The sequence below is a fragment of the Streptomyces otsuchiensis genome (assembly GCF_004305975.1).
Lineage (GTDB): Bacteria > Actinomycetota > Actinomycetes > Streptomycetales > Streptomycetaceae > Streptomyces > Streptomyces otsuchiensis.
The window spans coordinates 1-25246 of sequence record NZ_BHZI01000047.1; the positions used below are offsets into that span (position 1 = coordinate 1).

Consider the following 25246-nt stretch of genomic DNA (forward strand, 5'->3'; position numbering starts at 1 on the left):
CGTTGGGCTCGGAGAATGTGTATAAGAGACAGGCGTGGGGCAGCGGGTTCCGGGCGGGGGTCAGCGTGCGCGGGTCAGCGGGCGCCGCGCGCCGGGAGGGCGCCGAGGAAGTGCTCCATCGCGTCGAGCGCCGCGGCCTGCGCGGCCGGGTCCTTCACGAAGGTGGCGCGGACCCAGCCCTCTCCCGCGCCCGGGGTGTGGAAGAAGGGAGCTCCCGGCGCGACGAGCACCTTGGCCCGCCTCAGCAGCGCGTCGGCCAGGGAGCCGGAGCGCAGGCCGAGCCGCGCCGTGCCGGCCAGGACGAACCAGCCGCCCTCGGGCGGCCGGACGTCGAACCCCATGTCCGACAGGCGGCGCACCATCTCGTCCCGCTGCCGCTCGAACCGGCTCGTTCCGCGGCTGGGCCCGGGGAGTACCGCGGCGCCGTACTGCAGCGGGGTGGCGGTGCTGAAGCTGGTCCGTTCGTGGACCTTCCGCAGCACGGCGGTCAGATGCGGTGCGGCGACGCAGTAGCCGATCCGCCAGCCCGCCATCTCGTTGGACTTGGACAGGCTGCCGACCGCGATCACCCGGTGCGCGAACTCCTCGAACGCGAGGGCGGATACGTGCGACCGCCCGTCGTACACGAAGTCCGCGTACACCTCGTCGGCGACGCACAGCACGTCGTGTCGTTCGCAGAGTTCCAGCAGCGCCCGTGTCTCCTCCCGGGTGAAGACCCGTCCGGTCGGGTTGTGCGGGCTGTTGACGAGGACGGCGGCGGTCCGTGCGGTGAGAGCCGCGGCGATCCGCTCGGTGTCGAGAGCCCAGCCGGGCCCGGCCAGCGGCACCCGGACCGGTGTGCACCCCGCCAGTTCGACGGCGCCGGCGTAGGTCTCGAAGGCCGGTTCGGGCAGGATCACCTCGGCACCCGGGTCGGTCACCGTCAGCAGGGACACCAGGACGCCCTCGGTGGAGCCGGCGGTGACGGTGACCTCGCTTCCCGGACTGACCGGCCGGCCGAGGGCGGCGCCCACCCGGGCGGCGATGACGGCGCGCAGCGCGGGGAGACCCGCGGGGTCCGTGTACTGGTTGCGGCCCGCCCACATGGCTTCGGCCGCGGCGGCGACGGCCTCCGGGGGCGGCTGCCCGGGAGGGCCGCCGACCGCGATGTCCACGGCGCCCAGCTCACGCGCCGTGTCGATCATGCCGGCGAGCACGAGGGTCCTCAGGCCGAAGGCCCGTCGGCCCGGCCCTCGCCGCCCGTCCGTGGCGCCCTCCGGCCGGCCGCTCCCCCGGCTGGTCCGAGAGGGCTCACCAGGTGTCGACATGCAGCACCGACTCCAGTGGCTGTCGCGGTGCGGGCCGGAAGTCGACCCCGATGGAATAGGCGGTGGGAATCAGGGCCGCCTGGACGATTCCGTCCGGGATTCCCAGCAGTTCCGCGATTTCCTTCTCGTACGTCAGATGCAGCGTGGTCCAGGCCGTTCCGAGACCGCGGGCCCTGGCGGCGAGCATATAGCTCCAGGTCGCCTGAATGACGGAGCCCCATTTCCCGGCCTCGTTGTATTCCGGTGCGTCGGACGCGTCGATACAGGGAATGACGTGGATCGGCACCCGCGCCAGGTGGTCGCCCAGATAGGCGACGCTGTCCGCGACGCGCCGCTGTATCCCGTGCCGCGCGGGGTCCTCGCGGTAGAGCGTCCCGCAGGACCCCTCGGTGGCCAGGTACCGCCGGACCGCTCTCCGGTAGAACTGCCCGATCTCGAGACGCCGTTCTTCGTCGGCGACCACGACCCAGTGCCAGGACTGGCGGTTGCTGCCGGAGGGGGCCTGCAGCGCGATCTCCAGGCACTGCTCGACCAGGGGCAGCGGAACCGGGCGGTCCAGGTCGAGCCGCTTGCGGACGGACCGGGTCGTGGTCAGCAGCTCGTCGGGAGTGAGGTCCAGCAACGCCATGTGCCCTCTCCTTCCTGGCCCGTTCGCGGCTGCTCCACGCCGCGCGGCCGGGGCGCTTCGCACTCCCCGGGAGCTCTCCGCTCCCGGGCGGGGGCCGCTCCGGAAGATCCGGACACCGACCAGGATCGCGCCGGGGCCCTGCAGACCGCTTGACCGGAGACTTGAGGACGGCTTGACGGCGCCGGCCGGCTGGGAGATCCCCTTGAATTCACCTGGGCCTTTCGGGCGCGGTGCCGGAATCGCTTGTCCGAGACGGTTTCTCGTCGTTAATGTGCTGAGCATTTCCCGTTCGACGCGCGGCCTTTCCTCCCGCACGCCACGACAGTCCGTTCCCGCGAGGCGACCGATATCGCGACCCGCGACAACGGCGACACACGATGACGACGGCGCCAACGGCTCAGCGGAGACGACAGAGCGGAGAACTCTTGTGACCACGTCGAATACGACCCCTCGGGCCAGCGTGCCCCACCTCGCCACCGAGGTGCCCGGCCCATGCTCCCGGCGACTGGAGGAACGCCGCCGCACGGTGGTCGCCCGAGGGGTGGGCAGCGCGGTGCGGACCTACATCGAGGCCGCCGGCCCGGGTCTCCTCCACGACGCCGACGGGAACACGTTCGTCGACCTGGGCTCAGGACTCGGTGTGACGGGCGTGGGCAACGGCGCCCCCGAAGTCGCCGCCGCCGTCGCGGAAGCGGCGCGTCTGTTCACCCACACCTGCTTCCTCAGCAACCCGTACCAGGGATACGTCGAGGTCTGCGAGGAACTGGCACGGCACACTCCGGGCGACCACGAGAAGCGGTCGGTGCTGCTGAGCACCGGGGCCGAGGCGGTGGAGAACGCCGTCAAGGTCGCCCGGGCCGCCACCGGACGGACGGCGATCGTGGCCCTCGACCACGCCTACCACGGCCGCACCAACCTCACCCTGGGTCTGACGGCCAGGCACGCGCCGTTCAAAGCGGGGTTCGGCCCCTTCGCCCCGGACATCCACCGCGTTCCCTCCTCCTACCCCTACCGGGACCCGGACGGCATGACCGGCGAGGCCGCCGCCCACCGGGCGCTGGAGCCTCTGGAACGGCAGGTCGGCGGGGAGAACGTGGCGGCGGTGATCGTCGAACCGGTCCAGGGAGAGGGCGGGTTCATCGTGCCGGCGCCCGGCTTCCTGCCGGCGCTGGCCGCCTGGTGCCGCCGGCACGGCGCGCTCTTCGTGGCCGACGAGATCCAGACGGGCTTCTGCCGCACCGGCGACTGGTTCGCCAGCGAACACGAGGGCATCGTGCCGGACCTCGTGGTGACGGCGAAGGGGATCGCCGGAGGGCTCCCACTCTCCGGTGTCACCGGCCGCGCCGAGTTCATGGACGCCGTCCGGCCCGGCGGCTTCGGCGGCACCTACGGCGGCAACCCGGTGGCCTGCGCCGCGGCCCTGGCCTCGATCCGCGTCATGCGTGAACGCGACCTGGCCGCGCGGGCCCGCGCGCTCGGGCTGTCCCTGACGACCCGGCTGGCGGCCCTGGCCTCCGCGTACCCGGCTTTCGGCGACATCCGCGGCCGCGGCGCCATGGTGGGCGTCGAGATCGTACGGCCGGATTCCCACGAGCCGGACCCCGAGCTGGCGGCGAGCCTGGTGGCGGCGTGCCAGGCCCGGGGGGTGATGCTGCTGACCGCGGGGAGCTGGGGCAACGTCCTGAGGTTCCTGCCTCCGCTGGTCCTGCCCGCCGAACTGCTCACCCACGCGCTGGACGTCCTGGAGGAGTGCTGTGAACAGGTCATCGGCTGACACCGGCGCACCGGTGGCGCCGCGCGCCACCCGCCGGCTGGGGTATCTCACCGTGCCCGCGCAGGGACTGGGCTGCCTGAGCCTCAGCTCCTTCTACGGGCGGGCGGACCGCGCGGAGGCCGTCGCCACGGTCCGCCGGGCGATCGACGCGGGCGTGGCACTGCTGGACACCGCCGACGTCCAGGGGCTCGGCGAGGGCGAGCGGCTGCTCGGCGCCGCCGTCGCCGGCCGGCGCGACCGGGTGCTGATCGCCACCAAGGTCGGCCTGGAGCGCTCGCCGAGCGGCGCGTTCCTCGGGGTCCGCGGTGACCGCGCCTACATCCGCCGGCGGTGCGAGGACTCCCTCACCCGGCTGGGCGTCGACCATCTCGACCTCTACACCAAACACTGGGCGGCTCCCGGCGAACCGATCGAGGAGGCCATGGGGGCGCTGGCCGAACTCGTCGCGGAGGGCAAGGTCCGCCACGTGTGCCTGTCCGAGATGTCCGCCGGCACGATCCGCCGGGCGCACGCGGTCCATCCGGTGACCGCTGTGCAGAGCGAGTGGTCGCTGTGGAGCAGGGGGATCGAGCGGGAGGTCGTTCCCGTCTGCCGGGAGCTGGGTATCGGGATCATCGCGAGCTGCCCGCTGGGGCGCGGCTATCTGACGGGCCGTATCTCCTCGGCCTCCGATCTCGGCCCGCGCGAGGACTTCCGGCACACCCTGCCTCGCTTCACCGACGCGTCCATCCGCGCCAACCGGCCGCTCCTCGCCCGGCTGCGCCCCCTGGCGCGGCGGCACGGCGCCACTCTCGCCCAGCTCGCCCTGGCCTGGCTGCACCACCGGGGAGGGGACGTGGTGCCGATTCCCGGTACCGCCCGCCGCGACCACCTGGAGGAGAACCTGGCGGCCCTGTCCCTGGCCCTGTCGCCGGTGGAACTGGCGGAGATCGAGGCGGCCGTGCCCGCGGCGGAGGTGCGGGGCGAGCGGTACGGCCCCTTCCTGATGGGGCTGGTGGGGAACTGACCCCGGCCGGGGGTGCCCGGCCGGGGAGGCGCGGGCTCCCCCTCACTCCTCGACGGTGACCTCGGGCGTTCCCACGTAGGCGACCCCGGGGAAGCGCTCCGCCAGTGCGCGGACGTCCGCCACGACCGCTTCGGGGGCCTCGCCCCGCAGCAGGACGCGCGCGAGGAGGCCGGCGACCTCGGCCATGGTGTCCTCCTTCATGCCACAGCGCGTCAGCTCCTGCGTCCCCAGCCGGAGCGCGGGCAGACCGGCGCTGCTGGGCAGCGGAACGGTGGTGCTGCGGATGTCGGCCCGGGTGAGCAGCCGCCCCCAGCCGTGGGGTCCGGCCTCCTCGGGGATGTGGACCCAGACCTGGTGCGTCTCGGTCCAGCCGAACCCCTCCCCCGCCACGCCGAACCCGCGCTGTGCCAACTGGCTTGCCAGTTCGCGGGCGTTGGCGATGATCTGCTCCGCGTGCGCCACCCTGCACGGCATCAGCTCCTCCAGCGTGATGGCGAGGGCCCCCACGCTCGCGGCATGGGAGCTGGACGCCGTGAACGGGACCCGCTCCCTCACCCTGCGGGCCAGCGCCTCGTTGTCGGTGACCAGCAGGCCCTTCTGCGGACCAGGCAGGGTCTTGTGGGTGCTGCCGGAGATGGTGTCGAAGCCTCCCCCGAACACCAGCGTCCGCGGCGCGGCCGGCAGCAGACCCAGCAGATGGGAGGCGTCGAGACACAGCAGCGCGTCGGGGGCGGCCTGCCGCAGCAGGCGCGCGTCCGGGAAGCGCAGCATGCTGGAGGCGTCCAGATAGACCAGGTCGACCGGTCGCTCCCGCATCCGCACGGCGAGCGCGTCGTAGTCGATCAGCAGCCTCTGGCGGTCGAAGGGCAGCCGGGAGACGGAGTACCCCAGCCCCTCGCAGATGGTGACGGTGGCGTAGTGGCCGCCGTCCTCGGGGTCCAGCACCATGACGCGGCTGCCGGGACGGGCCAGCGCGGTGATGACCGTGTACATGGTGTGCAGCCCGGAGAGGAAGTGCACACAGCCGAAGCGCGCGCCGTAGAACCGCCGGGTGAGGTCCACGCAGTAGTCGTAGACCTCACTCAGCCCCATCACGTCCCCGTAGTGCGTGACGGGCCCTTCGACGTACGGGTAGCGGTTGCCGGCGTCACTGGCGAGCGCTTCGCGCGCCCGTGGGGAGAGACGGTTCTCGATGGGGAACAGGTTGAGGCTGGGCCTGCGCCGCAGAGCTGCCAGGACGTCCACGGGACACTCCTCACGGTGGGACGCGCGGCATCGGCCGCCCGTCGCCACATCGCGGCGGGCGGCCGGGGCCGGCGAACCGGCGGACGCCGCGTACCGCCTGCTGTCCGTGGGACTGTGCCAGCCACGCCTTGCAGCGGCCTTGCGTTCCGCTGGCCATCGCGTGGGCACGCGACAGCGCGGGGCTCGCACCCGCCACGAACACGCGGTCGCGGCCGGCGGAGTTCAGACGGCGGAGTTCAGACGACCGAGTTCAGACGGCGTACTTGTCGGCGTGCCCGAGCGCCTCGTCCAGAATCGCCAGGCCCTGCCGCGCCTCATCCTCCGTGATGCTGCACGGCGGCACCACATGGACGCGGTTGTAGTTCCACACCGGGTACATCCCGCCTTCCATGCACGCCGCGACGACCTCGTCCACCGGGCGGGCGGCCGCTCCCCCGTCGGTGGCGTACGGCACCAGCATCTCCCTCGTCTCGCGGTCGCGGACGAGTTCCACCGCCCAGAAGACCCCGCGCCCGCGGACCTCGCCGACCGAGGGGTGCCGTCCCGCGATCTCCCGCAGCCCCGGGCCGAGCACCCGTTCCCCGATGCGCAGGGCGTTCTCCACCATCCCCTCCTCGCGCATCACGGTGATCGTCGCCACGGCCGCGGCACAGGCCAGGGGATGCCCGGAGTAGGTCAGCCCGCCCGGGTAGGCGGTGTCGCGGAAGGTGTCGTAGACGGCCTCGGAGAGGAGGACCCCGCCCAGTGGGACGTACCCGGAGTTCACCCCCTTGGCGAAGGTGAGCAGGTCCGGCGTCACTCCCCAGGCGTTGATGGCGAACCATTCCCCGGCGCGGCCGAATCCCGACATCACCTCGTCGGCGATGAACATGATCCCGTGACGGTCGCACAGCTCGCGGACGCCCGCCAGATAGCCGGGAGGGGGGACGAGGACGCCCGGGGTGCCGGGGATGGACTCCAGCACGATCGCGGCGATGGTCTCGGCTCCTTCGAAGGTGATCACCTCCGCCAGGTGGGCCAGGGCGCGCCGGCACTCCTCCTCCTCGGTGGTCGCGTGGAAGTGCGAGCGGTAGAGGTAGGGCCCGAAGAAGTGGGCGACGTTGGGCGTGGCGTTGGCCGAGTTCTCGTTGGCCCAGCGCCGGGGGTCGCCGGTCAGGCTGATCGCGGTCGAGGTGCCCCCGTGGTACGAGCGGTAGGCGGACAGCACCTTGGGCCGTCCCGTGTGCAGCCGGGCCATGCGCACGGCGTGCTCGTTCGCGTCGGCTCCGCCGTTGGTGAAGAAGACTCGGCCGAGGGCACCGGGCGCGATCTCGGCGATCAGCCGCGCCGCCTCCCCGCGCCTGTCGTTGGCGAAGGTCGAGGCGATCATGCAGAACCGGTCGGCCTGCTCCTTGATGGCGGCCACGACTCTCGGGTGCCCGTGCCCGATGTTGGTGTTGATGAACTGCGAGGAGAAGTCGAGGTAGCGCTTGCCCTCGTAGTCCCAGAAGTGCCGCCCGGACGCCCCGGCGACCGGGATGGGGGCCACGTGGTCCTGCGCCTCCCAGGAGTGGAACAGGTGGGCTCGGTCCTCCGCGACGACGCGGGCCCCGGTCTCGGGTGAGGGGACGCCGTCGGGCGACATGGTGATCGGAAGTCCTGTGCCGTCCATCAGTTACCTCTGTTTCGCCGGGCCATGGTGAACGCGTTCTCCTTCTGGAGGAAGTAGTGGATGTCGGTGTCCGCGGCCTCCAGCAGCGTCCTGCCAGGTGCGCCGGAGCGCTCCAGAGCGGCGGCCTGGCGACGGCGCACGGCGGCGGAGAAGGCCAGCCCACCGCAGTCGGCGTAGCGGATGGCTCCGGACCGGTCACGCCTCGGCACGATCCGGGAGCGGGCGTGGACGCTGGCGCTGAAGGGGATGTCGAGGCGTCCCTCCCGGAAGCCCTCCTCGATCCCCGTGAAGAGTTCGCGGGAGCTGAGGACGGGCTCCACGATCTCGGCGACCTCCCGCTCGATCCAGTGCTGTTCCTCGGCGATCCGGTCCTCTTCGAGCCGCACGAAGTCGAGCATCTCGGAGGCGCCCAGCGCGGCCATCCGGATGCCGTCGGCGTTGGCGGCGGCGTCCGGTATGCCGTACGCCTCCTGGACCGTCTTGCTGACGACCTTGGTGGCTCCGCCGAGCCGGGCGGTCAGTCCGCCGCAGAGGATCAGCAGTCCGGCGAACTCCGGTGTCCGGGGGAAGACGCCCATGAACTCGTGGAGCACCGGGTACACCTCGACATCCGCGCCGAGGTAGCGGGCGGCCACGGTGCGGATCGCCCGCAGGGCGGCGACGTCCTGGTGGATCTCCCCGCTCTGCGGGTAGGACACGGACAGGCACCGCACTCCCTCCCTTACCGCGGCGAGCCCTTCCAGCAGGGTCATGGCCAGGCTGACGGAGGGCGGGACGAGGACGGCCGTCAGCGTTCCGAACAGTTCGCGGTCGATCACCACCCCGGCGTCGGCCAGCGTTCCGCAGACCGCGTCGACCCGCTGCCAGGCGCGCAGCGAGTGGCCGAGTGGGACGTCCTTGGAGTACGGCAGGTTGTAGCCGATGCCGCCGCCCTCGAACGAGGTGATGCCCGCGGCCATCGCCACGGCGAAGAGCCCGCGCGCGTCCGGGGAGCCGTGCCGCACCTCCAGCGGCACGGGAACGGCCCGGGTGAGTTCGCGCCCGCGCTGCCATCCGTGGGCCACCAGCGGATAGCCGTTGAGCTCCGTGGGGTCGGTGCGCAGCAGGGCGGACGCCACGTCGAACCGGCGCAGCCGGGTGTGGGCGTCGACCGTCACCGACAGGACGGCCGGGCCCGCCTCGTTCAGGGCGCGCAGCAGCTCCACCATCTCCGGGTGGCCGCCGACCCCGCAGCGTGGCTGGACGGCGGGGCGCCCGGCTCGTTCGGCCGCGCGCAGGACGTCGCACACGAACGGGACGGCCGCGCGGCCGGGGCCGGGTCGCCGCAGCGCGCGGAAGTTGTCCAGCGTGTCCTGCCAGCCGGGCAGCCGCGCGGCGATCTCCGGGGGGAGGGAGAGGTCGTCGATGTCAGCCATGCTGCAGCTCTGCCGCCTTCGCCGCACGCAGCATGTCCAGCAGCAGTACGAGCTGCGAGGCGTCGCTCAGGACGTGGTCGACGCCGAGGCCGAGGAGGCGTTCACGGTCGGTGGCGCTCTTCCGGCTGCCGACGGAGATGTTGCCGCCGACGATGACGGGCCGGGCCAGCCGCCCCGCCGCGCGCAGGGCCGGTAGCTCCCTGAGGTCCTGGTACGCGTGGCCGTTGAGGCTGCCGATCAGCACCGCTTCGGCCCGCGGGTGGAGGTCGAGGGCGTCGGCGAACTCGCTCAGCGGCGTGCACACCCCGAGATTCACCACCACGAAGCCCTGTTCCGTGAGCTGCATGCCGATCAGGTGGTTGGCCACCGCGTGCGCATCGCTCTCGGCCACGCCGAGGATCACCAGACGTGTTCCCGGTGACGCGTTCATGAGACCTCTCTTCACAGTTCTGCGGGATACGGCCGTGGGGATCAGTCGTCGAACGCGGCGAACAGTTCTCGGCGGTTGACCTCCGCCAGCCGGTCGGGATGGAACTCGTCGGGGTCCGCCACGCGCAGCGAGGCCAGGACGTGGTCGATGGCGGGCACCAGTCCCCAGACGTGGTGGTACGGGGGCCAGCCGGGGGTGCCGCGGACGTGGTCGTCCTCCCGCTCGAAGAGGTAGTTGGCCCACTCCTTGCTCATCGGGTGCCGGTGGTGGAAGTCGTGGACCACCGTGTCGCCCGTCAGCACCAGGTAGCGCGCGGGGAAGTGCACCAGCAGCATCCTGGCGCCCCACCGCAGCCACGCGGTGGCTCGGCGCACGGGCGGCAGGTCGCGGGAGGGAGCGGCCTCCCCGATGAAGATGGCGTTGGTGAGTCCCGCGAAGTACTCCCTGCCCTTGCGGGGCGTCTGCCGCGGAGCGGGGAAGGTGTGCTTGACGCACAGCCGGAGGACGTTGACGACCTGATAGAACACCGTCATCGGCAGCACCCAGGCGACCAGCAGGACGAGCCAGAAGTCCAGCCACACGGAGAGCAGGAACAGCGCCGCCAGACCCGCCGCGGTGCCGACCCGCCAGGCGGGGGCCGCCGAGTGGAAGTAGGAGCGGACGCGTGCCGCCAGGAAGCGGCAGTGGAACGCCGGGGAGACCAGCTTCCCCAGGACGGTGCGCCACATCCGGCGGCGGCTCATGCCCGGACGCAGTTCCAGGCTGATCAGGAACGCCTGGACCGTGGGGTCCCGCGGCGTCATGTGGTGCAGGGCGTGGTGGTCCCTGACGTGCTCGTCCCGGTACCGGCCGAAGTCCTGGATCAGGAGCACCGCGGCGATGAGCCGGCCGAGCACGTGGTCCGCCCGGCGGCGTCCCCACATGTTCCGGTGCGCGCACTGGTGGTAGATCATCATGCGCAGGTTGCGCGCGCCGTGCAGGGTGACGGCCCAGCCCGCGAGCAGCAGGAACAGGTACCACGACGCGGCGGCGAGGGCGAGGGAGCTGAGGGTCAGCCCGACGGTCATCGAGACCGCCGCGTTGAGCAGGTGCCGGGTCGGGGTGTACCGGACCGGACGCTGGCCGGCGTGCGGCCTGCCGGTGAGCAGGGTGAGCGGGAGCGCGCAGAAGCGGGGCAGCCGCCGCATCGACTCGCGGACCGGGTCCGGTCCGCCGGCGGAGGGTCCGGCTCCTTGCCGTGGGTCACTCAGCTCGTGCATCGCCGTCCTTTCGCTGGCGGGCGGACCGGCCGTCAGGAGTCGGACGCGGAGGTTTCCATCGCGGCGGCGGTCGCCGTCAACTCATCAAGTACGGAGTCCAGTTCGGCGGGTGTGGTGGCCGGGTTGAGGATCATCAGCTTCAGGAAGACGGCGGAGCCGCCGTCCGGCTGGGCGAGGTGGGTCCGGGCGATCAGGGCGCGCCCGTCCTCCATGACCCGCCGCCGCAGTGCTCCGTTGAACGCGTCGGGGTCGAGGCCGTTGCCGGGCAGGTAGCGGAAGAGGACGGCGGTCAGCGGCGGCCGCGCCCTCAGCTCCATCCGGGGGTCGGCCTCGATCCGGGCCGCCGCGTGCCGGGCGAGCGCGTGGCAGGTGTCCACCATGGCGGCCATCGTCTCCCTGCCCAGCGTGCGGAGGGTGACCGCGATCTTCAGGGCGTCGGCCCGCCGGGTGGTCTGCAACGAGGTGTTCTGCAGGCCGATGTAGCCGGCGAGGGTGTCGTCGTCGGCGCTGAGACAGGTGGTGGCCCGCAGACCGAAGGAGGCAAGCGCCCCGGCGTCACGTACCAGGAGGACGGCGGACGAGGCCGGGCTCCAGCCGAACTTGTGCAGGTCCAGCGTGACCGAGTCCGCCTCGGACACTCCGGTGAGCAGGGGACGGAGCCGGGGCGAGAACAACGCGCCGGCTCCGTACGCGGCGTCGGCGTGCAGCCAGATTCCGTACCGGCGTGTGAGGTCGGCGAGTTCGGGGAGGGGGTCGACGATCCCCAGGTCGGTGGAGCCCGCGACAGCCACGAGCGCCACCGGTATCCGGTCCGGCGGGCATTCCCGCAGGAGGCGCTCGGCCTCCCGGGGGATCATGCGGCCGGTGTCGTCGACCGGCACCGTCACGATGTTGTCCTCGCCCAGGCCCAGCATGCGGGCCGCGCGCTCCACGGAGAAGTGCACTCCCTCCGGGCAGAGGACCACCGGTTGCACCCCGATGGCGAGCAGCCCCTCCTGCCCCGGGGACCTGCCCGTCCTGCGGGCCAGGACGGTATCCCGGGCCATGGTCAGGGCCATCAGGTTGGACAGACTGCCGCCCGGCGTCAGGGTGCCGCCGGCCTCGGCGGGCTCGTAGCCCACCAGTCCGGCCAGCTGCTCGATCGTCCAGCGCTCCAGCTCCAGGGCGAACGGGCCGCTCTCCCAGGCGTGCAGGGACTGGTTGAGGACCGCGGCCACCAGTTCGGCCGCCACCGCGGGGGCCACCGGCGGTGGCTGCATCCGCGCCAGCGCGGCCGGGTGGGTGATGTCGACCGCCCCTTCCGCGTAGGGCCGGACGAGGGCTTCGAGAACCTCCCCGGCCTTCTCCCCCTGCGCCGGCAGCAGGGGGCCGGTGAGTGCCCGGCGCGCCGCCGCCCGGGCGCCGTCCGGGCCGCCGGGCGCCACGGGGCCGCCGCGCGAGGCGGAGGACTCCTGGAGGATGTCGAGCGCGGCGTTCACCAGACTCCGTACGTGTTCCAGCCCTTCCCGGGTCCCGGCGGGCTGGTACTCCGGGCCGGGCGCGTGGGTGGTCATGGGGGCTCCTTCTCGGTCGGGGTACGGGCCGGCGGTGCCGCGTGCCCGGTGGTTCAGGTGCCGACGGCGGGCGCGGTGGCGTCCTGCGGGGGCGCGGGGAAGTCCTTCAGGGTTCGTACCGGTGAGAAGACGATCCACAGCAGTGCCGTGGAGAAGGCCACGGAGGTCACCAGCAGCGTCGGGCGCAGCCCGATGGCGTCTCCGAGGAAGCCGCCGATCAGGGCGCCCAGCGGCAGCGGCCCCCAGGCGATGAAACGGCAGCCGGCGTTGACACGGCCGAGCAGATGGTCGGGCGTGATGGCCTGACGCAGGCTCACGGCGTGCACGGTGGCCATGGTCGAACCGACCCCGCAGAGGGCGAAGGCAGCGACGAGCAGGGCGAGCGAGGGAAGTGAGGCATCGCTCGCCAGCGGCACCAGTACCGGCGCCGAGCAGCACAGCACCAGGCCCGTGATGATGGCCCGGCCCAGACCCAGTCTGCGTTTGAGCCAGGGGGCGCCGACCGCGCCCACCAGTGACCCCACCGCGCCGACGCCGAGCACGACGCCGATGGTCCCCGGCGACATGTCCAGCTGCCGCGCCGCGTAGATCACGAAGACCGTCTGCAGCGACATCCAGCAGAGGTTGTACGTGCCGGCCTGGAAGGCGATGGCCCGGATGGAGGCGTTGCCGAGGACGATGCGCAGCCCTTCGCCGATCCTGCTCACCGTCGAGGAGCTCTGCCGGGTCGGGGCCGGGTCTGGCTCGGGCCGCCGGATCGCCAGCAGGCAGGCTGCCGAGAAGAGGTAGGAGAAGGCGTTGACCAGCAGGGCCATCGGCGCGGTGATCCAGCCGACCAGCAGCCCCGCCGCGCCCGGACCGCCGATGTGCGCGACGGAGGCGGACGCCTGGAGCTTGCTGTTCCCCTCCACGAGCTGGTCCCGCCGGATGAGGGAGGGCAGGTAGGACTGGTAGGAGACGTCGAACGTCACGGTCAGGACGCCGATGACGAACGCCGTGACGTAGAGGTACTCCATCCGCAGCAGACCGAGGTAGGCGGCCAGCGGTACGCTCCCCACCAGCAGGGCCCGCCCGAGGTTGCTCCCGATCATCAGCGGCCGGCGGCGGCGGCCGTCGACCCAGACCCCGATGAAGAGAGTCGCGCCCAGGAACGGCGCGAAGCTCGCGGAGTTGAGCAGACCGATCTGGGTCGCGGTGGCGTCGAGCTGGTAGACGGCGGCCAGCGGCAGCGCCAGCTGCGTGATCTGCGCCCCCATCTGGGAGACGGACTCACCGGACCAGAGTTTGAGGAACTCCCTGTCCTGCCAGAGTTCGCCCCTGGCCAGCGGACTCATCGAGCACGCTCCGGGCGGTCCGCCACGTGGAAGCAGCAGCCGATCTGCGCGCCGTTGGACATGCTGACGATTCCCACGTCGGGATCAGGCGTGCCCCGCACCAGCATGCCGGCGTAGACGCCGCCGACCATCATCACCCCGTAGGCGACAGCCATCCGCTCGAAGTCACGCCCGTCCTCGCGGACGAACCGCTCCATGACGGGAAGGACCCGCTCCTGGACGACGAACGGCCCGTCGACCGCCTCGCGGATGTGGTGTTCCCACTCGTCCTGCCCCACGGACCAGCCGGGTACGACGCCGACACCGCCGTAGAGCAGCGTGGGCTTGAGCGCGAGCTGGTCCTTGTTGGCCAGTACATGGGGCAGGAGGCTGACGCGCCGGCCCGCGCGCAGGACCTCCTCGTCCCGCAGGAACCGGGTCCAGGGCAGAATGCGCTCGGTCAGAGCGAGTTCGTCGGCGCTGAAGGCGTCACGGTTCCGTTCGTCGCTGAGCATGGCCAGGCTGCCCTTGTTCCCGTACAGCTCACAGTCGAGCCCGGCGAAGAGGAAGGTGTGGCCGGCGGATACGGCGTCCAGCAGTGGGTCGACCAGGTCGTGGCTGCGCTGCTCGTCGCCCATCTCGCCCGGCAGGAAGATGCGGTAGACCACGTCCACCTTCCTGCCGTGGATGTGGGGCACCCCGTCGCGGTAGTCGAACTCCCCCAGATGGCAGACGACGGTGTCGAAGCCGTGGCGCAGCCAGTCGGGCACCACGAAGTCGAGCCATGGCTTGGTCTTGGTGTAGCTGTCGGGCCACTCGGTCAGGGCCAGCACGGGACGGCCGGGCAGGTCGAAGCCGGCGTGCGCGGCGTCGCCCCGGAGTACCCGCGCGATCTCGCCGATCGGATCGGGGTGGGTGAGGTTCTCCTCCTCGGCGAAGGACCGGAAGGCGGGGTCGGCCGGCACGCCCCGGGAGAACTCGCCCATCTGCCAGCCGCCCAGCGAGCTCCCGGTGTTGAGTTCCATCAGCCGGAAGCCGCCCGGCTCCCGGTACATGTCGGCCCGGGACATCGGCGGCAGCCGGCGTCCCGCCCCGCGCATCACGATGTCGACCTGGGTGGGGCTCATCCCGACGGCTCGCGCGAAGGCCCGGTGGTCTCCGCCGAACAGCCGGTCGGGGATGGTGGTCAGCAGGTGGAAGAGCCCGTTGAGGTCCGACTCCAGTCGGCGGCGGTCCGTGGAGTCCAGGAGCACCGGCCGGTTCAGCGCCTTGCCGCCGCCGGCGCCGTAGCTGTTCCATTCGTTGCGCAGCTGAGGGACGACCATGTTCTCCAGGCCGCGCTCGGAGTTCAGGTACCGGCGGGTGACGGGGTTCTCCAGGAGGGCGCCCAGTGCCTCCGTCGGGGCGCCCTCGAGAACGGCCGTGACCTCGGCCTCCGCGCGGTCCAGGGCGTCGCGGGCGGTCTGCTCCTCCTCGGTGACGGCGATCAGCGCCGTCGTGCGCGGGGTCAGGGCCTTGGGCGGGAGCAGGAGCCGGGCTCCGGGCTCGGCGAGGACCACCACCTCGGCGATTCCCGGCACCTGGGCGGCCCCTCCGGTGTCCAGCCGCTCCAGCACGCCGTCGTGCGCCGGGTAGAGGAAGCGGATCTCGGCGCAGCGGTCCCGTGACCGCTCCAGGGTGGGGGCCCGCCCCACGGCGAGGGCGCCGGCGGCGCGGACCAGGTCGACTCCGGTGGCCAGTGCGCCCAGGTGGGGGATGAGTCCTCCGCCGAGGCGCCCGTTGACCTCGATGACGCGAGGGCCGGCGGGCGTCAGGCGGATCTCGGTGTGGGTCACGCCGAGGGTGATGCCCAGGGCCCGGTGCGCGGAGCCGACCAGCCGGATCACGTCCTCGGCCCACGGCTCGTGCCGCCAGGGTGCCACCAGGTGGCCGACCTCCTCGAAGGCGGGTTCGAAGCCGAGCCGCTTGCGGGCGACGACCACGGGGGTGGCCTCACCGTTCTCCACACAGCTGTCGACGCTGATCTCCGGGCCGGTGAGGAACTCCTCGACCAGGACACCGGGGGCCTTGCGCAGGCCGGGGAAGGAGGTGCCGGCGGCCGCCTCGTAGGCACCGGCCAGCTCCTCGGCGCCACGGGCCCGGGCGACCCCCATGCTCCCGGCCAGTGAACGCGACTTGAGGACCACGGGGTAGCCGATGTCCAGCGCGGCGGCCCCGGCCTCCTCGACGGAGTGGACCAGACGGTGACGGACGCCCGGCAGTCCGGCCCGGTCCAGCAGGCCGCGCGCGACGTACTTGTCCCGGCAGGCGGCGGCGGCCTCGACCGTCATGTGGGGCAGGCCGAGTTCCGCCGCGACGGTGGCCGTGGCGGTCAGGGACAGCTCGTCCCAGGTGAGGATTCCGGTCCGCTCCGTCACACCCGCGTCGCCGAGCAGCTCGCCGGCGGCGGCGCGCAGCGCGGCCGGATCGGTCGTATCGGCCGCCCGGACGTCGGATATGTAGGGTTTCTCCCAGCTCGCGGCGGGTGAGGTCACCAGCAGGAGCTCGTGCTCCCGGGCCAGGGAGGCCATGGCGTACTCGCGATATGCCTGCAACCGGCTGCCGACCACCAGGAGTCGGCTCTTCGGGCTGGGCATGGGGCGCTCACCAGTTCCTTTCGTTGTTGCACCGGTGCGGGGGTCCCGTCCGGTCCGTGCGCTGCCGTCTCAGGACGGCAGTGGGGCGCAGTGCATGGAGAAGGAGGCGGCCGTCTTCATCACGGCCGCTTCGACCTCCTGGCTGGACGAGCCGCGAAAGCGGAAGCGGGCCGCCACGTGCTCGTATCCGCCGATCCGCGGGATGACGGCCCCGGGGGCCGCGATCACCCGCGCGTAGGGTCCGTGCGTCTCCTGCGCGCCGACCCGCACGGAGACGACCCGGCACGGTGGCGGCACGGGCACCGGAAGCAGCAGCCAGCCGGCGGTGTCACCGGCCGGTGGGGAGGCGAGGGCGGGCCGGCGGCCGAGCTGGATGGCGGCGGCCGCGCCCATCAGGTCCGTGCCGTGCACCTCGCGCCAGACGAACGGGATCTCACCGCCACCGACGCGGGCGCCGGCTTCGAGAAAGGTGATCCTCGGAGTACCGCCCCGGGCTCTGCCCACGAACGCCTCCAGATGGAACACCCAGGGCTGCCCGCCCCCCAGCGCAAAGGCGCACCGGCGGGTGAACTCCTCCAGTGCCCCCAGCAGTCCGGGGTCGTCGATCTCCACCGATCCCAGGAACTCGCCCTGCGCGAAGCCGCGGCAGGTGTTGAGGTAGCGGGACGCCCGCCAGGGTCCGAGTCGCCGCCCGGTCCACAGGCCGTCGATGTGCATGACCGGATCGGCGACATAGGACTGGACGATGAGCGGTTCCGCGTCGAAGGTGGCCGCGTCGGGCACGTCGCGGGGATCACGGAGCACCGTGACACCCCGGCTGGCGGTCCCCCGCCGGGGTTTGAGGACGGCGGGCCATCCGTGGCGCCGCGCGAAGTCCGCCACGACGCCGGGGCCGGACGCGTCCGCGTGGGCCGGTACGGCCAGGCCCGCCCCGGCGGCCACGGTGACCATGGTGAGCTTGTCCCGGAAGCGCCGCAGCGCTTCGGGCCGCTGCCCGGGAAGGCCGAGTTCGGCGCGGAGCGCGGCGGCCGTGTCGAGGTCCCCCTCGTTGAGGGCCACCAGCCGGGTCACCGGCCCCAGCCGCCGGGCTGCCGCGTTCACCGCGGCCCGCACCTCGTCCAGGGCGTCGGTCGCGGACACGGTGGTCACGGCCGCGGCCGTGGCGGGGACGGACTCGCGCCCCGGAGCCGTCGTGACATAGCTGACCCGGTGGGTGGCGTGGTCGAGGTAGGCGGCGTAGTCGGCGTGCCGGTCGCGCCAGCGGTGCAGAACGAGCACGTGGGGAGGTGCCTGGTGCGGGGCGTCCGTTCTCACTCGGCCTCCTCCGCCCGTGCCAGCCGGGCGTCGGCGACGACGATCTGGCCCAGCGCGATGCCCCCGTCGTTGGTCGGGACCTGCTGCTGGCAGTAGGTGTCGAAGCCGGCACGCCGCAGTTCCACCAGGCAGTTGACGAGCAGGAACTCGTTGAGGAACACGCCGCCGGAAAGCACGACCTGCCGGAGGCCCCCGGTGTCGTGCCGGGCGCGCAGCGCCGTGCAGCACTCCACCACCATGCCGACCACCGAGGAGTGGAAGCGCCTGCTGATCTCGGCCGGGGGGACGCCCGCCGCCAGGTCCGCCGCGACGGCCGTGATGACGGGGCGGGGGTCGATCTCCGGGTCGTCCCCGGGCCGGCCGCCGAACCGGTAGCGCTCCGCCTCCGGGGTGAGCGTGAGGTCGCGCGCCAGCAGGCCCTCCAGCTCGATGGGCCCCTGCGCCTCGTACTCGGCGTACGTGGTGACTCCGAGAAGCGCCGCCACGCCGTCGAACAGGCGCCCCATGCTGGAGGCGAGGGGCGCGTTCACGCCGCGCCGGGCCATCGTGCCGAAGACATGCCGCCGCCGTCCGTCGAGCACGCTCAGCACCGGGAAGGCGCCGGCGGCCTCCTCCGGGCCGCCGAAGGCGTCCAGCGCCAGGGCGAATCCGGTCCGGATCGGTTCGCGCACCGCGCGGTCACCGCCCAGGAGCCGCACGGGACGCAGGTGGGCCAGCCGCAGCGCCTGCAGGTAGTCCCCCCACAGGAACTCGCCGCCCCAGGTCGTGCCGTCCTCACCGAAGCCGGCGCCGTCGAAGACCACGCCCAGCGTCGTTCCGCTCAGCCCGTTCTCGGCCATGCACGATGCCATGTGCGCGTGGTGGTGCTGCACATGAACGACGGAGTCGAACTCCGTCCCGCCCTTTCCCAGCGCGAGCCGGGTGGCCCGGAACTGCGGATGGAGGTCCACCGCGGCGACCCGGGGGGCGAGGTCGTGCAGGGCCGCCAGGTGGCCGGCGGTCTCCTGGTGGGACCGGAGCGTCGCGTCGTTCTTGAGATCCCCGATGTGCTGGCTGAGGTAGACCCGCGTGCCGCTGGAGAGGGCGACCGTCGTCTTGAGTTCGGCGCCGTAGGCGACCAGAGGGCGCAGGGTGGTTCCGGTCTCCACCGGATAGGGCGCGTACCCGCGCGCGCGGCGCACGAAGGTCAGCACCGGCTCGTCCAGCTCCGGGTGCTCCGAGGACCGCACCAGGGAGTCGTCGACCCGGATCTCGATGTCCCGGTCGTTGTAGAGGATGAGGTCGGCGATCGTGAGGAGCCGGTCGAGAGCGTCCTCGTCACGGTGCTCGATGGGGTACCCGGAGATGTTGCCGCTGGTCATGACCAGCGGGCCCGGTCCGGGGGCGTCCATCAGCAGGTGGTGCTGCGGCGCGGAGGGCAGCATGACGCCCAGATTGGGGTTCCTCGGGGCGATGGCCTCCGGCAGACCGCCCGGCCGCTTGCGGGCGAGCACGATCGGCCGGGCCGGCGAGGACAGCAGGGCGGACTCGGCCGGACGCAGCTCCACGATGGCGGCCGCGGCGTCGAGATCACGGACCATCACCGCGAACGGCTTGGAGTCCCGCCGCTTGCGGGTCCGCAGGAGGCGCACGGCCTCGGCGTCGCGCGCGTTCACCGCCAGGTGGAAGCCACCGACGCTCTTGACGGCGACGATCCTGCCCGCCGCGAGGGTCTCGGCGGCCCGTTGCAGCGCCGCCTCGCCCCGGGCGACCACCCCGGACGGGCCGGCCAGCAGCAACTGCGGCCCGCAGGAGGCACAGGCGTTGGGCTGGGCGTGGTAGCGCCGGTCCAGAGGATCCTCGTACTCGCGGGTGCAGGGCGCGCACATGGTGAAGGCCGCCATGGTGGTCATCGCGCGGTCATAGGGCAGGCCCCGGATGATCGAGTAGCGCGGACCGCAGTTGGTGCAGTTGATGAACGGGTAGCGATAGCGCCGGTTTCCCGGATCGCGCAGTTCCGCCAGGCAGTCCGCGCAGACGTCGCCGTCGCAGGCGACCAGGGTGTCCTTGCGGCCCTCCCGCACGCTCTGCCGGATCTCGAACGTCCGGGGGCCGGCGTCGTCCCGGGGGAGTTCGGTCACCCGGACCGCGGTGACCCGGGCCAGCGGGGGCGCTTCCCGGCTCAGCGCGGTGGCGAAGCGCTCCAGCACCTGCGGCGCTCCGCACACCTCGATCAGCACCCCCTCCGGGTCGTTGAGCACCCAGCCCGCCAGACCGAGGGAGAGCGCGAGCTTGTACACGAAAGGCCGGTAGCCGACCCCTTGGACGACTCCTTCGACGCGGATTCCCCTGCGGGCCGCGCACCCGTCGCTCGACATGTCGCGCGCCCGCTCAGCAGAGCCGGGGGAGCTCGGCGCCTCGGAGCTCCTCGAGGACTGATTCCTGCCCGGCCCGGTCACGCGAGAGCACCACGGGCTCCGTGTCCCCGGTCACCTCGCCGATGGTCACGGCCTGGCTCCCGTAGCGGTGCGACCGCAGGGCGGCCAGGACACGCTCCTCGGCCGCCGGGTCCACGAACAGGCAGAGGCAGCCCTCGTTGGCGGTGTGGATGGGATCGATGCCCAGCATGTCCATGGCCATGACCGTCTCCGGCTGGATCGGCAGCGCTTCCCGATCGATCCGGACGGTACGGCCGAGCGCGCCCGCGTACTCGTGCAGTACGGCTGCCAGCCCGCCCCGGGTCACATCGCGCGCGGAGTGCACCAGGCCCTCCCCCGCCTCGTCGAGGATGGTGCCGAGCAGGCCGTTGAGCGGCGCACAGTCGCTCAGCACCCGCTGCTCGAAGCCCAGGCCCTCCCGGATGGACAGCAGGTGCACGGTGTGGTTCCCGATCGGCCCGGTGAGGACGACACGGTCGCCGGGGCGCACCCGGCCCATCCGCAGGGGCTCCCGCTCGAAGATCCCCACACCGGCGGTGTTGAGGTAGATCTGGTCCGCCTCGCCCTTGCGTACGACCTTGGTGTCGCCGCACACGATGTGGACACCCGCCTCCCGGGCGGTCTCCCGGACGGAGGTGAGGACCCGCACCAGACGCTCGATCGGCAGCCCGGTCTCCAGGATCATGCCGAGCGTCAGATAGAGCGGCGTGGCGCCGGCGACCGCGAGGTCGTTGACCGTCCCGCACACGGCGATCTTCCCGATGTCCCCGTTGCCGAAGAACGGCGGATCCACCACGAATGAGTCGGTGGTCATCGCGATTCTCCCGCCGCGAACAGAAAGCGTCGCACTGTCCTCCATCTCACCGATATGCACATCGCCGAGTGTTTCCACGATGAGCGAAACCAGTTCACGACTGAGTTGTGCGCCGCTTCCATGATCGAGAACGATCTCTGGGGAAGCTTCGTGCTTACCGTGTTCCATGCCGGACAGGCCCCCTCGGGTCAGGAGTGGCGGATGGGAGAAGTGCGCCGACATGCCCTCACGGCAGAATTTTGACCACCTTCCGGGCCAGTTCTCCGTCACGGTCGAGCGCTGCCAGGATCTCGTCCGACTCGGCCACCGTCGCGCAGTAGCCGCCAAGCCAGTCCAGCGCCCGGTCACGGTCCTCCGGGTTGCCCGAGACGACGCAGTCGGAGGGGACCCAGACGTTGTAGCCGCGGAAGAAGGCGTCGGCGGCCGTCGTCTGCACACAGATCTGCGTCTGGAGGCCGGTCACGAGGACCGTGTCGACGCCGTCGGCCTGCAGCCGGGCGTGGAGCTCCGTCTCGTAGAAGCCGCTGTCCTTGTTCTTCTCCACCACGACGTCCGAGGGGGCGAGGAAGTCCTCGATGATCGCCGCGCCCCGGGAGCCACGCTGGAGCGGCAGGGTCCCGTCCGGGTCGCGCTCGACATTCGGGTCGTCGGGCAGGTTGACCAGCTGGAGGTGGTAGATCCCGTGCCCGCGCCGGCGCATCTCCGCCAGGAAGCCGAGAAACCGCGGACGTGCCGCCTCCACGGCCGCCGTGCGCTCCGGCGTCTTGCCGACGACATCGGACTGGATGTCATTAGTCAGTACAGCTATCTTCCCCATGGAATTCCTTGAATTCGGGCATGACGGAGTCGATACCGACCCGCAACGACAGAGAAAGGATGTGCGAACCACTCGCGGAAATGTGCACGCGAGACGGCTCAAAAGAGAATAACCAGAACAACGGGGCACGCTGCGAGTGCAACCCTTACTCCCCCTATCGCACCCATCTCGCAGCGGCGCGAGAACTATTTCACGGCATCAGAGGCCGGTCAATACCAAGACGTGGCCGAGGGAAGCCGCCCCGCCCTGTTGGCCGAAAGGAAACCAGAGAAAGGCCCCGGCGTCCGCCGGACGGAAACATTGGTTCACAACTCCCGTCACTCCCGCCCCGTGGCACGCACGGAATTGCCGCCCTCTTTCCTTCACGGGGCACACCCGGAGCGCCGGGGACCCTCCAGCCCGGCCACACCGGCGATATACCGGCCATATCCCGCGGCCGAGGAGACCGCCCTCGGACCTGGCGGCGAGGCGGACGGCAAGGGCACGCTCTACCGGGGGCCGAACCGGTGCGCGTGGGATCAACGGGACAGGGCGAGCAGTTCGTCGATCACGCGCGCCGGACTGTCGGAGCAGTCGGAGCCGTCGGCGGTGAGGTGCCCGATGGCCGCCATGGGAGCGATCACCCGACTCCAGGCATGCAACCGGTCCCCATCGAGCCCGCACGCGGCCGCCACCACGTAGTCGACGGCATCGCAACATGGGTTGGGCTTGATTCGCTTTGACGGACATCCGAGGTCAGGGGTTCGTCCCCGGGAGGGTGTCCGTCATGGAGAGCATGGGGAAGGAGAGGCCTCGCCCTCGCCGTTCGTTCACGCCGGAGTTCAAGGCCGAGATTGTCGAGCTGTGCCGCCGGGGTGACCGCTCGGTCGGTCAGCTCGTCCGGGACTTCCAGCCCGACCCCGCCGGGCTCGATGCCCGCTGGTGCGGCGACATCACCTACATCCCGACCGGCGAAGGATGGCTCTACCTGGCCACCGTCATCGACATCGCCTCCCGCCGAGTGGTCGGCTGGGCAAACGCCGATCATCTGCGGACCGATCTGGTCGCCGACGCCCTCAGGGCCGCTTGCCGGCAGCGTCGTCCCACCCGTCCGGTGATCTTCCACTCGGATCGCGGATGCACCGGCCCCTCGGCCTCAACAGCGTCCAAAGCTCGCCCGCGCCTACCGGCACTGGAGAATGCTCCACGTCCCCGAAAGCCGCGCCCGTCTCGTCGGCCCTGCCGGGAACACCTGCGCGAACGCCGGGCCGAGGACCCCGCCGTGCCCGTCAAGCACCTCTTCGAAGGCAGGCGCGGGGGCCTGGCCGCGTCGTGTAGGTGTACGGAGAAACCACCAGTGGTGCTGAATTTCCGCTCCTCCAGTCCTTAATCTGATGTCTAGTCAGGGCTGTCGACCCAGTGGGGGGTTCCATGCACGGCATCGGACCGGTGGCGCGGGGTGGGCCGGATGACTCCGGACCCGAAGTGCCCGGAAGGGGCACACCCGAGGACACCCCCTGGCGAAAACCTGGGGCCGATCCGGCGCCAGGAGACAGGCGGGGGTCGGGGGGAGAGACCACTGATCCCGTCACCCTGGAGCTGTCCGGCGGTTCGTGGCAACCGCGGACAGAGCTGGATCTCGCGCGCACCGAACGACTGACAGCCGCAGGGACGAGCGCGCCACAGCCGGTGGTCGGTGGGCGGTACTGCCTACGGCGTCGGATCGGTCAGGGCGGCATGGGAGTGGTCTGGGAAGCGTGGGACGCCACACTGATGCGCCCGGTCGCGGTCAAAGGCATCCTGCTACGCGGTAGTACCGGCCCGGACACCGAGTCCGAACTCATCGGACGAGCCCTCCGCGAGGCCAGGGCCGTCGCCCGGATCAATCATCCGAACGTCATCGATATTCACGACATCGTCGAGGGCGAGGCGCAGATCCCGGGCGGTGGCAAGAGTGAGGCAGAGGGCGACGTATGGATCGTCATGGAGATACTCGGTGCACGCAACCTCGCCCAAGTGCTGCGCACGGAGGGCCGTGTTCCCTACCCCCGCGCCGCCTTGATCGCACTCCAGGTCTTGCGCGGCCTACGCGCCGCGCACGCGGCCAAGGTTCTGCACCGGGACGTGAAGCCTCACAACATCCTCTTCCGTTCCGACGGCGAAGCGCTCCTGATGGACTTCGGCATCGCGACATTCGAAGGCGCGACCCAAGTGACCAGCGGGCACCACATCATCGGCACTCCCCGCTATCTGGCGCCCGAACTGGGTCAGTACTCCGCGGCTCCAGTCCGCACCGCGAGCACCGCCTCCGACTTGTGGTCGCTGGGCGTCTCACTGTTCGAAATGGTCGAGGGCCGGCCGCCTTTCACCGGCTCGGACAAGCGGGACGAACAGTACGCGGCGGCCAACTACCCCCCGCCACCCATGCAACACGCGGGCCCACTGGCACCGCTCATCAAAGGACTGCTGCACAAGCACCCGGACTACCGGCCGTCCGCCCAGGAGGCCGAGGATGAGCTGCGCCGCCTTGCCAACGATGAATCCTCCGCGGCATACCAGCCGCCGGTTACCCCCTCGCCGCTGCCTCCTCCCCCCTCCTCCCCACCGCCAAGAAAGCGGAGTCGGTGGTGGGTGGCCGCGTGCGCCACGCTGGTCATCATTCCGCTGGCCGGCGGCGGCTGGCTACGGTGGGGGCCTGAGCGGGGCGGGGAGGAGCTGACCGAAATCTCACCCACGATGAAGAACGCGGCGGACATAGGGAAGCTTCGGATCGGCGTCAAGGATAACCAGCCCGGCCTGACTGAATCAGACGACGACGGAACGTATTCTGGCTTCGAAATTGACGTCATCCTGTGGATCGCCGAGCAACTAGGATTCGACCCAGAAAAGGACATCGCATATCAAGAAGTGGAATCGTACTCCAGGGAGTACGCACTGATAAACAAAGAGGTTCACATGGTCATCGGCACCTACAGCATCACCGATGACCGATCGGAAAAGGTCACCTTCGCCGGCCCATACATCACCACGACGCAGAACATCCTGGTACACAAAGACCTCGGAGACATCAAGGGGCCACCATCCCTTCCCCAGGGCGCCAAGGTGTGCACTGCGAACGGGTCCACCTCAAGCAAAGAACTCATGGAGAAATTCACGGGAAAAAACTTCGAACCCGTAGAGCTGACCAGGTACGAAGACTGCGTGACTCAACTGCTGGACAGGGAGGTCGACGCAGTCACCACCGACACGCTGATACTGGAAGGGTTCCAGGCGAGGCATCCGAATGAACTGATTCTGCCGTCCACCGGTTTTACTGTCGAGTCGTACGGGATCGGGCTATGGCCAGGCGACAAGGAGCTCCGAAATGCCATCTGCGACAATATCACCGAAATGATCGATAGCGAAAACTGGAAGGAGTTCCTCACAGAAAACCTGAGAAAAACCACGGAAGACGGCACGGTGCCCCCTGATCTTGGTGGATGCAAGCAGCGGGTTGTGCCACAGCCCTGATGAGATCAGAGACCGCCGCGGGTGCCCTCGGCCGGAGCTTCGAGGTCGAGGAGATGGGGGCTTCACCCCCTTTGTCAGCCCAACCGCACAACCCGCTAAGCCAGGGTCTTTGAGAAGTCTCGAGGTGGGCGGTTCGCCTGCTGAGCACTACATGTGACGGGTTGTCGGCTTTTGCAGG

General features: G+C 71.1%; 17 protein-coding genes and 1 pseudogene. 4 read left to right on the forward strand and 14 right to left on the reverse strand.

Translation table 11 applies throughout. The features are described from left to right. Positions 1 to 74 precede the first annotated feature (74 nt). Positions 75 to 1184: a pyridoxal phosphate-dependent aminotransferase gene (locus E0D90_RS06995; protein WP_227870048.1), complete on the reverse strand. Its 1110-nt coding sequence runs from the start codon at positions 1182 to 1184 to the stop codon at positions 75 to 77. Between the two features lie 106 nt (positions 1185 to 1290). After that, entirely contained in the window at positions 1291 to 1935 is a 645-nt protein-coding gene (locus E0D90_RS07000) for a nitroreductase family protein (protein WP_103501528.1), read from the reverse strand. A gap of 427 nt (positions 1936 to 2362) precedes the next feature. Here E0D90_RS07000 and gabT point away from each other — a divergent pair, with 427 nt between their 5' ends. Further along, positions 2363 to 3709, forward strand: coding sequence for a 4-aminobutyrate--2-oxoglutarate transaminase (gabT, locus tag E0D90_RS07005; protein ID WP_130797009.1), 1347 nt, complete (start codon positions 2363 to 2365; stop codon positions 3707 to 3709). After that, positions 3690 to 4715 (forward strand): aldo/keto reductase, encoded by a 1026-nt coding sequence (locus E0D90_RS07010; RefSeq protein ID WP_227870049.1) that lies wholly within the window; start codon positions 3690 to 3692, stop codon positions 4713 to 4715. Before gabT ends, E0D90_RS07010 begins: the two co-directional genes overlap by 20 nt. Before the next feature lie 42 nt (positions 4716 to 4757). Here E0D90_RS07010 and E0D90_RS07015 read toward each other — a convergent pair whose 3' ends face one another. The 12 genes from E0D90_RS07015 to E0D90_RS07070 form a co-directional block, all read right to left on the reverse strand. Next, on the reverse strand, positions 4758 to 5960 hold the full coding sequence (locus E0D90_RS07015; RefSeq protein ID WP_103501525.1) for a PLP-dependent aminotransferase family protein: 1203 nt from the start codon (positions 5958 to 5960) through the stop codon (positions 4758 to 4760). A 250-nt stretch (positions 5961 to 6210) separates the two neighbouring features. After that, entirely contained in the window at positions 6211 to 7611 is a 1401-nt protein-coding gene (locus E0D90_RS07020; RefSeq protein WP_227870050.1) for an aspartate aminotransferase family protein, read from the reverse strand. Further along, a complete protein-coding gene (locus E0D90_RS07025) occupies positions 7611 to 9026 on the reverse strand; it encodes a methylaspartate mutase (RefSeq protein WP_130797010.1) in 1416 nt (471 codons plus the stop codon). Before E0D90_RS07025 ends, E0D90_RS07020 begins: the two co-directional genes overlap by 1 nt. After that, complete coding sequence (locus tag E0D90_RS07030) at positions 9019 to 9456, reverse strand: cobalamin-dependent protein (protein WP_174856157.1); 438 nt, start codon at positions 9454 to 9456, stop codon at positions 9019 to 9021. Before E0D90_RS07030 ends, E0D90_RS07025 begins: the two co-directional genes overlap by 8 nt. Positions 9457 to 9497: 41 nt before the next feature. Beyond that, on the reverse strand, positions 9498 to 10715 hold the full coding sequence (locus E0D90_RS07035; RefSeq protein ID WP_219806426.1) for a fatty acid desaturase: 1218 nt from the start codon (positions 10713 to 10715) through the stop codon (positions 9498 to 9500). A gap of 32 nt (positions 10716 to 10747) precedes the next feature. Further along, on the reverse strand, positions 10748 to 12268 hold the full coding sequence (locus tag E0D90_RS07040; protein WP_130797011.1) for a pyridoxal phosphate-dependent decarboxylase family protein: 1521 nt from the start codon (positions 12266 to 12268) through the stop codon (positions 10748 to 10750). A 53-nt stretch (positions 12269 to 12321) separates the two neighbouring features. Next, positions 12322 to 13602, reverse strand: a complete 1281-nt coding sequence (locus tag E0D90_RS07045) for an MFS transporter (protein WP_130797012.1) — start codon at positions 13600 to 13602, stop codon at positions 12322 to 12324. Then, positions 13599 to 16217 carry an ATP-grasp domain-containing protein gene (locus E0D90_RS07050; protein WP_130797013.1) on the reverse strand — a complete coding sequence of 873 codons (2619 nt, stop codon included), beginning with the start codon at positions 16215 to 16217 and terminating at the stop codon, positions 13599 to 13601. Before E0D90_RS07050 ends, E0D90_RS07045 begins: the two co-directional genes overlap by 4 nt. Before the next feature lie 69 nt (positions 16218 to 16286). Next, a complete protein-coding gene (locus E0D90_RS07055) occupies positions 16287 to 17531 on the reverse strand; it encodes an ATP-grasp domain-containing protein (protein ID WP_130797014.1) in 1245 nt (414 codons plus the stop codon). Next, positions 17528 to 19888: a carbamoyltransferase HypF gene (hypF, locus tag E0D90_RS07060; RefSeq protein ID WP_130797015.1), complete on the reverse strand. Its 2361-nt coding sequence runs from the start codon at positions 19886 to 19888 to the stop codon at positions 17528 to 17530. The genes E0D90_RS07055 and hypF overlap by 4 nt, the downstream gene beginning before the upstream one ends. 13 nt (positions 19889 to 19901) lie before the next feature. After that, on the reverse strand, positions 19902 to 20930 hold the full coding sequence (gene hypE / locus E0D90_RS07065; protein ID WP_130797016.1) for a hydrogenase expression/formation protein HypE: 1029 nt from the start codon (positions 20928 to 20930) through the stop codon (positions 19902 to 19904). A 58-nt stretch (positions 20931 to 20988) separates the two neighbouring features. After that, on the reverse strand, positions 20989 to 21579 hold the full coding sequence (locus E0D90_RS07070; protein ID WP_130797017.1) for a cysteine hydrolase family protein: 591 nt from the start codon (positions 21577 to 21579) through the stop codon (positions 20989 to 20991). 775 nt (positions 21580 to 22354) lie between these two features. Between E0D90_RS07070 and E0D90_RS28565 the strand changes: the two are divergent. Together E0D90_RS28565 and E0D90_RS07080 are read left to right on the forward strand one after the other, a co-directional pair. Beyond that, positions 22355 to 22690, forward strand: a pseudogene (locus E0D90_RS28565) (DDE-type integrase/transposase/recombinase); the annotation flags it as partial. Between the two features lie 299 nt (positions 22691 to 22989). Then, positions 22990 to 25068 (forward strand): serine/threonine-protein kinase, encoded by a 2079-nt coding sequence (locus E0D90_RS07080; protein WP_130797018.1) that lies wholly within the window; start codon positions 22990 to 22992, stop codon positions 25066 to 25068. The last annotated feature ends 178 nt before the right edge of the window (positions 25069 to 25246 follow it).